This is a genomic window from Mycobacterium sp. E1715, from assembly GCF_001667625.1.
Lineage (GTDB): Bacteria > Actinomycetota > Actinomycetes > Mycobacteriales > Mycobacteriaceae > Mycobacterium.
On sequence record NZ_LZJJ01000501.1, the window covers coordinates 1 to 8,604 of the forward strand.

The following is an 8,604-nucleotide window of genomic DNA, read 5'->3' on the forward strand; positions in this document are numbered from 1 at the left end:
GGGTTCCTGGATGGCCGCGATGGACCGCGCGGTTTGCCGGCATTGCTCGGGGGACAGGACGCCCGCGACCGAGGGTGGGTTAACCCGACGCAACTGAATATCCCACCGTCGCTTGGCTTTCTGCCGCCGGATGCTTGACGAAGTACATGGCCACGCTCTTGCCGACCAGCGGATTGAGCAGCGATTCGGCCAACTGCGTCACCCTCGGTCGCGGGCGTCCTGTCCCCCGAGCAATGCCGGCAAACCGCGCGGTCCATCGCGGCCATCCAGGAACCCTCCGGAGCCATCCCCTGGTCCGAGGGCGGCCACACCGACCCGTGGGACCATGTCGAGTGCGCGATGGCGCTCACCGCCGCCGGACTGCTGGAACCGGCGCGCGCCGCGTTCGACTGGAGCCGACGGACCCAGCGGGCCGACGGCTCCTGGCCGATCCAGCTCCGCGCGGGGGTCGTCGAAGACGGCAACAGCGACAGCAACTTCTGCGCCTACATCGCCACCGGTGTGTGGCACCACGTGCTGGTCACCGGTGACCGGCGCTTCGCCGCACGGATGTGGCCGGTGGTGCACAAGGCGATCGACTTCGTCATCGACTTGCAGGTCGGCTATGGCGAGATCTGTTGGGCCCGAAGCGAAGCCGGTCTGCTGCAGGAAGCGCTGCTGACCGGTTGCGCGAGCGTGTTCCACAGCATCCGGTGCGCCCTGGCGCTGGCCGCCCTGGTCGGCGAGCCGCAGCCGGAGTGGGAACTGGCGCTGGGCCGGCTCGGCCATGCGATAGCCGCGCATCCCGAGGCGTTCACCGAGAAGGACCGCTACTCGATGGACTGGTACTACCCCATCCTGGGCAGCGCGCTGCGCGGACCCGAGGCGGCCGCGAGAATCCGAGAGCGCTGGAACGATTTCGTGGTCGGCGGCCTGGGCATTCGCTGTGTGGCCGACCGGCCGTGGGTGACCGGCGCCGAGACGTGCGAACTGGTGATGGCGCTGGACGCGATCGGCCAGCGGTCGGCAGCCCATCGGCAGTTCGGCGCGATGCAGCACCTCCGTGAGCAGGACGGCTCGTACTGGACCGGTTTGGTGTTCGCCGACGGGAAGCGCTGGCCCGAGGAGCGGACGACGTGGACGGGTGCGGCGATGATCCTCGCCGCTGATGCGCTGTCTGACACCACCGCGGGCGCCGGGATCTTCCGCGGGGAGGGACTACCGATAGGCCTGCAGACCGACTTCGACTGCGAATGCGTTGCCACCGGCCCCGGCTGGTGACCTGAGTTCGGTCAGATCAGCGCGCCCGGTTCGCCGCTCACGCGTTCGAGCACCCGCAGCGATCCGGTCGCCGAGACCTCCCGGAATTGGCCGGAATCGATTGCGCGGCAGTAGATGTGATACGGGGGCCGCCCCCCGTCCCGGGGATCAGGGAACACGTCATGGATGGCGAGCGCCCCGCCGACGGCGACCCACTTCGCCCAGCCGTCGAAATCCTGGTTCGCCGCGGCCTCGCTGTGGCCGCCGTCGATGAACAGAAACCGCAGCGGCGTGCGCCATCCGGCGGCCACGACCGGCGACTTGCCCACGATGGCGACGACGTGGTCGTCCAGCCCCGCGGCGTCGAGCGTGCGACGGAACGTCGGCAGGGTGTCGAACAAGCCCGTGACCTCGTCGACCAGCGAGGCGTCGTGGTACTCCCAGCCGGCCTGGTGTTCCTCGGAGCCGTGGTGGTGGTCGACCGTGTAGAGCACGCTCGCGGTTTGTCGGGCGGCCGCGCCGAGCAGCAGCGTGGATTTGCCGCAGTAGGTGCCGATTTCGACACCGACGCCGCCGCCGAGATACTGCAGCGCGGCGTCGTGAAGCGCGTGCCCCTCGTCGGCGGGCAGGAACCCCCGCACCTGCTCGGCCAATGCGAACAGGCGCTCGGTCGATCCGACGTCGGTGTGACTCACACCGAAGAACCTATCGGTCACCCGCGGCACCCGATCGGGGTGGTCCAAGGCGGCCGGCAACATTGACCAGCGGCGGACGCGGGATCGCTTTACGATCATGCTGTGCTCGCCCGCAGACTCGGTGACATCGGCCTGGCCGCGGTTCTGACCGCGGCCGCGCTGGCGCTGCCGGCTGCGCTGCCGTCGCCCGCGATTCCCCGCGCCGCGGCCGCCAACTGTCCCCCGGTGCAGGTGGTGTTCGCCCGCGGCCGGATGGAATCGCCCGGAGCGGGCGCGCTGGGCAACGCCTTCATCAGTGCGCTCCGGTCCAAGGTCAACAAGAACATCGGCGTCTATGCCGTCAATTACCCCGCCGACACCGAGGTCGCTCAGGGCGCCAACGACATGAGCCGCCACGTGCAGGACATGATCACCAACTGCCCGAACACCAGGCTGGTGCTCGGCGGCTACTCGCTGGGCGCGGCGGTGACAGACGTTGTGCTCGCCGCCCCCATCGGCGCGTTCGGCTTCGACAGCCCCCTGCCCTCGGGCGCCGACCAGCACATCGCCGCCGTGGCGTTGTTCGGCAACGGCAGCCAGTGGGTGGGCCCGATCACCAACTTCAGCCCGGTCTACAACGACCGGACCATCGAGTTGTGCCACGGCGCCGACCCCATCTGTAACCCGGCCGACCCGAACACCTGGAAAGCCAACTGGCCCCAGCACCTGGCCGGTGCGTACATCGACGCCGGGATGGCCAACCAGGCCGCCGACTTCGTCGCCGGCAAGCTCTGACCCCTCAGGCGGGGCTCCGCGCCGGCGTCCCCGCAGAGAACCGGGCCAGGAAAACAATTGTTGCCCATCGCTTTTCGCGACCGACTCGCTTTGTAGCGCGAAAGGCGACGGTTGCAATGCGAAAGGTCAGGAGGGTGGGGCCCGCGAGGGACCCGATGGTCGGCGTGCCGGACGCGCAGAGTTATCGGATCGTTTTTGCGGGGCGATTAGCTCGGCCGGGCGAGTAAGACCGCTTGCCACCTTTGGCGCAATTTGCGCCCGGAAATTCTCAGGCCGAAGTGTTTGTGCTCGAGTACAGCTTGAAGTCGCGGACGAGCGGGACCACCTCGCCGCCGGATACCGCGGCGCGCTGACGGGCGTGGAAAGCGGGGTGGCGGCGCATCGCCTCGCTGCGCTCGCGCTCGTGTCGCTGGGCCGCAGTCCATCGCGGATGGGACTGAAGGAAAATAACCGTCGCTCCCGTTGTATTAGCCACGATCGTTAACTCCTCTCAGCGCAACCCGCAAAAGCTCTACGACTTGTGGTTATCGGCTTGTGATCCAGAATGCCCGGACGATCCTGAGACCAAACCACCCACAAAGTTGAGAATTGGCCGTGAATTTTGATTAATCCATCAGCCGCTTCACGCCGACGTCCGCGCTGGCCCGCCTGCGATCCGAAACGTTAGCGGCAGCCACCGACGACAATTCCGGCTTCTGCCCCCGGGCCGGCGGCTGCTATGGTCCCTTGCGTATGCCCAAGATGGATCGCCGCCGCATGATGTTGACGACCGGGATCGGCGTGCTGGCAGCGGCGCTGCCTGCGCCGGAGGCCCGGGCCCGCCCCTCGGGACGGGGCCTGCCGGCGGATCGCCCACCCGCTCCCGAAGCGCCCAGCGGCCAAACCGGCACCTACATTTTCCAGGACGAATTCGACGGTCCCGCCGGCTCGGCGCCCGACGCCTCGAAGTGGACCGTGGCCAAGGCCCGCGAGACGATCAAGGACCCGACGTACTGGGAGCAGCCCGATCGCATCGGGCAGTACCGCGACGATCGCCGCAACGTCTTCCTCGACGGCAACTCCAACCTGGTGCTCCGGGCGGCGAAGGACGGACCCACCTACTACAGCGGCAAGGTTCAAAGCCTCTGGCGGGGCGGGGTCGGCCACACCTGGGAGGCCCGCATCAAGCTGAACTGCCTGACCGCCGGCGCCTGGCCGGCTTATTGGCTGGGCAACGACGACCAGGGCGAGATCGACGTCATGGAGTGGTACGGCAACGGCAGCTGGCCCTCCGCCACCACCGTCCACGCCAAAGCCAACGGCGGAGAGTGGAAGACCCACAACATCGCGATGGACAGCGGCTGGCACACCTGGCGAACCCAGTGGGACGAGGCGGGCATCCGGTTCTGGAAGGACTATGCCGACGGCGCGCAGCCCTACTTCGACGTGCCGGCCAGCTCTCTGCCGGATTGGCCGTTCAACGCGCCCGGCTACACGGTCTATCCGGTGTTCAACCTCGCGGTGGCGGGTTCCGGTGGCGGCGACCCAGGGCCAGGGTCCTATCCCGCTGACATGCTCGTGGACTGGATGCGCGTCTGGTAGCTCACGGGGTGAGCAGCACCGTCGCGCTCCAGGGCCTGCTACCGGGATGACGCGGATCCGGCTGGGGCAACCAAGCGAGCGGCCGCATGAAAATCGGTAACCGACGGAACCGGTTCGCGGCGACAAAGAGCGACTGCGCCTGTGCGACGCGCCAGCCGAGGTCCTCGAAGAACGCCAACCCGTTCTCCGGTGCGAACTTGAACGGTGCGTTTTGGCGCATGCCGGCCATCTTCTCGTTCATCATCTTCTTCAAGCCGGGGCCGCCGAAATCAAGCATCCACCAGGCCACCTCGGGCCGCTTGAGCGCCGCGGAGAGCGCGACGACGTCGCTGGTATCCAGATACATCAACAATCCCTCGGTCAGCACCAGCGCTTTGGTCGCGCCACGCAGGGCGTCGTCAAGGAAGGCAGCGCGGGCCTGCGGTTCGGCCAGGTCGACGGCAACCCGGGTCAGCCGGCAGTGCGGTGTCTGGTCGGCGAGCGACTGCGTTTTCTCCTCGAGCAGCCTGGGCAGGTCCGCCTCCACCCACGTCAACTCCGGCGGAAGCCGCAACCGGTACGGCCGGGTATCCAGGCCCGCGGCCAGGTTCAGCACGCGGTCGCAGCCGTCGGCGATCGCTTGGGCGATGGTGTCGTCGATGATCTTCGTGCGCGCGACCAGCCACCATCCGTTGCGGCTCGACCGCGGGACGTCGGCGACGATCTCACGGCCGTGTTCGCCGGCGAGGCGCTCGGCGAGTGGGTCGTTGAACAGCGCGTCGCGGCGGGCCGATTCGGTCGCCCGGTGCAGCGCGGTCCAGCGGGCCGTGTCCGAGACGTGGGTGATCGTGTGCCTGGGGGTGGACATACCTGCGTTATAGCAGCAGCCGCGCCGGCCTATTGACCGGCCTTGCCCCCCGCGAACCACGCTTCCGCCACCGTCCGGGTTTGGGGCGGCGGCAGGGCGGCCTCCCCCGTGCCGAGCTGACCGACCTTGACGGTCCACGTCGCCGACGAGCGGTCGATGCAGCTTCCGGCGCCCTGGCTGGGCAGCCACAGCACCGAAAGGTTGGCATGTGGGTCACCGCACCAGTAGGCGCCCTCGTAGCCGTCGGCGCGCCAACCCCAGGCCCCGCCGTTTCGGAGCCGGCAACGGGTGCCATCGTCGAGCGTCAGCGCAAACGGGTCCGGGGTGGCGGGCGCGGTCACGGGCGGAAGCGGACGGTCATACGTCACGCGATGCATGCTCTTGTCCCAGGGATTATCTACGCACAGCAGCGATCCGGCCGTCGACGGCCAGCAGGTGCCGGCGCCCGCCGCGCTCGGCGAGCAGGAGTAGACGTTGTCGGCCACGGCGGACGGCGACGCCGTGCTGCAGTCGCTGGCCTCGCCGACATTGCCCGGTCCGGACGCGACCCGGTAACCGTTGATCGGCTGGCCATCGGGGCCGACGGCCACGACGGTGATCTGCTGGGTGGGCGGCGGGTCGGCGGCGGCCGTCGCGGGCAGCGAGAGGACCGCGATCGGCAGCGCGACGACGGGGACGACGACGATTCGCGACATCACGTTCACCGCGCAAAACCTTTCGTTCGGCGGGCTCTTGTTGAAGGGTACGGTGCGCATATGACCGATCGAAACCGTCGTTTCCTGCTCCGCGAACGCCCCACGGGCCGCATCGGCCCCAACACTTTCGAATTGACCGAAGAGGCGATCCCCGAGCTCAACGACGGGGAGGCGCTGGTGCGCGTCGGCTGGATCTCGCTCGACCCGACGAACCGGATGTGGATCAACGACACCCCGACCTACCTGCCCCCGGTCGGGCTCGGCGAGGTCATGCGCGCCGCCGGGATCGGCGAGGTGGTCGCGTCCAAGAGCCCCTCCTACGCGGTCGGGCAGCAGGTGCAAGGGCTCCTCGGCTGGCAGGAGTACGCGGTGCTCACGGACACGGCGATGGTGAACCCGGTGGAGGTGGCACCCGGCATCTCGCCGAGCGCCTACCTGGGGGCGCTCGGGATGACCGGGCTCACCGCGTGGATCGGGATCCGCGACATCGGCAAGCCCCGGCCCGGCGAGACCGTCGTCGTCTCGGCGGCGGCCGGCGCGGTGGGCTCGGTCGCCGGGCAACTGGCCAAGGCGGCGGGCGCCCGTGTCGTCGGGATCGCCGGTGGTCCCGAGAAGTGTGCGCTGCTCACCGATCAGCTGGGCTTCGACGCGGCGGTCGACCACCGCGCCGACGATTGGGCCGCCCAGCTGGCCGCGGCGACACCCAACGGCATCGATGTCGACTTCGAGAATGTCGGGGGCGACCTGATGGACGCCATCTTCGCGCGCCTCAACATCGGCGCCCGTGTCGCGCTCTGCGGCCTGATCTCCGGCTACAACGCCGAAGACCCCCCGCCCGGTCCGCGCGCGTTCGGGAACCTGCTCATCCAGCGGGCCACCGTCCAGGGCTTCATCGTCCTCGACCACTTCGGGCGCGCGGCCGAAGCGATCGGCGAGATCGCCGGCCTGATCGAAGCGGGAAAGCTCACGCCGCTCGAGACCGTCGTCGAGGGGTTCGAGCAGCTGCCGACGGCGATCAACATGCTGTTCGACGGCAAGAACGTCGGCAAGCTGGTGGTCAAGATCGGCTGATTTCAGCCGAATTCCAGGAGGGCGTAGACCCCGCGGTAGGGCTTCGCGGGCGGGAACCGCCAGAGCGCGGGGTACAGCGTCCCGAAGAACACCCCCCGCCCCGCGGGCATCGGTACGTCGTGCACGGCGCGGATTCCGGGCGTCGTGCGCGCCAGCTGCGCAAGTTGACGCACCGACAGGCTGAACGGCATCGGTGGCACCCGGTAGCGCTTGGAGGAGCGCAGCCCCTTTCGTGCGACCTTCTTGACCACCGTTGGCGGTAGGTCGAAGAACATCTGGCCGCCGGGGAAGCTCTTGGCGCACTGGGAAATGAGCCCCAGCGCCGCGTCGGGCTGCAGGTACATCAACAGGCCTTCGGCGGTGATGAACACGCCGTCGCGGGCGTCGACCTCGTCGATCCAGGTGTAGTCGAGGGCGGATTGGGCGAGATAGGTCATTCGCGGCGGATGCGGCAGCAGCCGCTGACGAAGTTCGACGACCGGGGGCAAATCCACCGAGACCCAACTGAATTGCGGGTCGGGCAGCGCGCGGTCCAAGCGCCAGAAGGACGTCTGGAAGCCCTCCGCGAGCGCGACGACGGTGGCCCGGGGGTGGGCGGTGAGGTAGTCGATCGCGCATCGGTCAACGGCCAGCGAGCGCAGCGCCATCTCCTGGCCGCGGCGGCCGAACTTCTCGAAGTCGAAGTCGATGGAATCGACGAGCTTGACTGCCATCGGATCGTCGATGATCGCGTCGGGGCGCGCCGCCTGGTGTGCTCTTCCGTAGAGCGTCAGCAGGGCCGTCTCGGAAACACCGGTGAGCAGCCGCGCGTCCACCTTCTTGTGGTCATCTCCCATCACGCGAAGCCGTAATCGCTGGGCAATGCGCCGGCCAGCAGCCCGGCTACCACGGCGCCGAGGCCGCGTCGATGGGGATTGCGATCTCGTTACGGCGCCGCATCGGCACCGTCCAGGGCGGGTCGTAGAACCAGGCTTCCCCGTCTCCGGTGGGCTCAATCCCCTTGTCTTGCAATATCTTCAGGAGTTCCGCGGTGCGGGAGGCGACTGCCTTGGGGCTCCGGTCGCCGGTGAATCGCAGCACCGCCACGGTCGCGGGCGGCACCGTGACGAGCCGGACCTGATCGTCGTCGGGCGCGGGCAGCGTCTCCATCGTCCACTTCGCGGGCATGAAAAAGCGGATCGCCCAGCCGGCCTCGTCGCCGGCGGACTGGACGACGGGCGCGGTCATCGCGATCTGCCGGCCGCCCGGGCTCGACTGCTGGCTGACGGGCGCGGTCATCGAGATCGATGAATTGTCCCGATTGCCGCCGAATATGTAGCCCGCCAGCCGCCGGAACCCGACGTCGCGAGCGCGGTTCTCGTCGGCGTCGACGATCGTCTCGGCGGCAATCCGCGGACCGTAGCGCCGTATCTCGACGGTGTCGGTGATCCGTTTATGTGTGTACGCCGGCTCCTCGAGGCCGACCCGCACACCACCGACCGCCAGCAGCGATTCGGCCACCTGCGCGGCGATCTTGATCGGGTTCATCATCTGGTCGATCTCCTTTTAGCGTCGCGACGGCACCACGTCCGATGCCGGTAGCGCAGGGGCCGGCGCGTGCCCTGATCGCATCGACCCACCTACGCCATGGTGCCGCACGGCGGGTCCGCCCGAGCGCGACGCCGACCCGCCCTCGTCTTTCACCACGAGATGGGCGTGCGCC

Annotated in this window: 9 protein-coding genes and 1 pseudogene; 4 read left to right on the forward strand and 6 right to left on the reverse strand. The window is 68.6% G+C overall.

Features of this window, described 5'->3' with window-relative positions:
• Positions 1–79: 79 nt before the first annotated feature.
• Positions 80–211: pseudogene (locus tag A9X03_RS29480) on the reverse strand (SAM-dependent methyltransferase); the annotation flags it as partial.
• 128 nt (positions 212–339) lie between these two features.
• On the opposite strand from A9X03_RS29480, the gene A9X03_RS24745 reads away from it, so the two are divergent.
• Positions 340–1,260, forward strand: a complete 921-nt coding sequence (locus tag A9X03_RS24745; RefSeq protein ID WP_369831413.1) for a prenyltransferase — start codon at positions 340–342, stop codon at positions 1,258–1,260.
• Positions 1,261–1,271: 11 nt separating this feature from the next.
• Here the strand turns inward: A9X03_RS24745 and A9X03_RS24750 are convergent, their stop codons facing one another.
• Entirely contained in the window at positions 1,272–1,934 is a 663-nt protein-coding gene (locus A9X03_RS24750) for a class I SAM-dependent methyltransferase (RefSeq protein ID WP_067781526.1), read from the reverse strand.
• A 102-nt stretch (positions 1,935–2,036) separates the two neighbouring features.
• Between A9X03_RS24750 and A9X03_RS24755 the strand changes: the two genes are divergently transcribed.
• Together A9X03_RS24755 and A9X03_RS24760 are read left to right on the forward strand one after the other, a co-directional pair.
• A complete protein-coding gene (locus tag A9X03_RS24755) occupies positions 2,037–2,708 on the forward strand; it encodes a cutinase family protein (RefSeq protein ID WP_067781510.1) in 672 nt (223 codons plus the stop codon).
• A 732-nt stretch (positions 2,709–3,440) separates the two neighbouring features.
• On the forward strand, positions 3,441–4,289 hold the full coding sequence (locus A9X03_RS24760; RefSeq protein WP_067750596.1) for a family 16 glycosylhydrolase: 849 nt from the start codon (positions 3,441–3,443) through the stop codon (positions 4,287–4,289).
• 1 nt (position 4,290) lies between these two features.
• Here A9X03_RS24760 and A9X03_RS24765 read toward each other — a convergent pair whose 3' ends face one another.
• A complete protein-coding gene (locus A9X03_RS24765; protein ID WP_068263462.1) occupies positions 4,291–5,136 on the reverse strand; it encodes an SAM-dependent methyltransferase in 846 nt (281 codons plus the stop codon).
• 29 nt (positions 5,137–5,165) lie between these two features.
• Complete coding sequence (locus A9X03_RS24770; RefSeq protein ID WP_231969122.1) at positions 5,166–5,891, reverse strand: hypothetical protein; 726 nt, start codon at positions 5,889–5,891, stop codon at positions 5,166–5,168.
• On the opposite strand from A9X03_RS24770, the gene A9X03_RS24775 reads away from it, so the two are divergent.
• Positions 5,892–6,902, forward strand: coding sequence for an NADP-dependent oxidoreductase (locus A9X03_RS24775; RefSeq protein ID WP_067750590.1), 1,011 nt, complete (start codon positions 5,892–5,894; stop codon positions 6,900–6,902).
• A 2-nt stretch (positions 6,903–6,904) separates the two neighbouring features.
• On the opposite strand, the gene A9X03_RS24780 is transcribed toward A9X03_RS24775, so the two are convergent.
• Both A9X03_RS24780 and A9X03_RS24785 read right to left on the reverse strand, forming a co-directional pair.
• Positions 6,905–7,738, reverse strand: coding sequence for a class I SAM-dependent methyltransferase (locus A9X03_RS24780; protein ID WP_067750587.1), 834 nt, complete (start codon positions 7,736–7,738; stop codon positions 6,905–6,907).
• Between the two features lie 46 nt (positions 7,739–7,784).
• A complete protein-coding gene (locus A9X03_RS24785) occupies positions 7,785–8,432 on the reverse strand; it encodes a heme-binding protein (RefSeq protein ID WP_067781502.1) in 648 nt (215 codons plus the stop codon).
• Between the last annotated feature and the right edge of the window lie 172 nt (positions 8,433–8,604).